Genomic DNA, 608 nt, shown 5'->3' with positions numbered 1-608 from the left:
AGCGAGGGCTGGGTGTAGCTGCGGTTCACGTCGCGGCGGGTCTGGGTGCCGTTGGTGTCGTTGGAGCGGCTGAACGCGTCGGCGCTGAACTGCTGTGAGAAGCCGCTGTCGCCGCTGCTGGTGCAGGCGCCGAGGGCGAGGCAGGCCGCGAGCAGGAGGGACAGGCGGGTCGGGGACAGGCTGATGCGCATCGGGTCGTCTCGCTTCGGGGGACGGCCGGGGGCGGCCCTCCCGGTCGGCGTGGGCCGGCCCGGAGCCGCCGTCAAGCCTCGGGCCGGCCTCCGACCCGGCCCCGGCGTGCGGGTCGACACGATGCGAGGCGATCCGGCCACGAAAAACTCACCACCCGCGCGGCTTCCCGGCCATGCCCGGCCGCAATCGTGTGGAGGATGGCCGCCCTCCCCTGGCGAATCCGCGGGGCCTCGGCGACAAGCGATCCCGATGAGCAACGTCCTGCCCTTCCGCCAGCGCCAGCCCGTCGCGAAACTCGCCCGCTGCGAGGTCGTCGCGGTCGCGGGCGACCTCCTCACCCTGCTGGAGCAGCTCGAGGACGTCTGCGCCCGCGCCGCCGGCACGGGCGCAGACGTCCTCGAGCTGCTCCAGCAGGG

1 protein-coding gene is annotated in these 608 nt (G+C 74.2%); it reads right to left on the bottom strand.

Annotated features, from left to right (window positions below; all coding sequences use genetic code 11):
- Positions 1-191, bottom strand: a 191-nt coding sequence (locus AX737_RS31590; RefSeq protein WP_066928196.1) for a hypothetical protein, incomplete at its 3' end; no start/stop codon positions are given.
- Between the last annotated feature and the right edge of the window lie 417 nt (positions 192-608).

This window comes from Methylobacterium sp. CCH5-D2, from assembly GCF_001556475.1.
Lineage (GTDB): Bacteria > Pseudomonadota > Alphaproteobacteria > Rhizobiales > Beijerinckiaceae > Methylobacterium > Methylobacterium hispanicum.
This window is presented reverse-complemented; position numbering and strand designations above follow the sequence as displayed.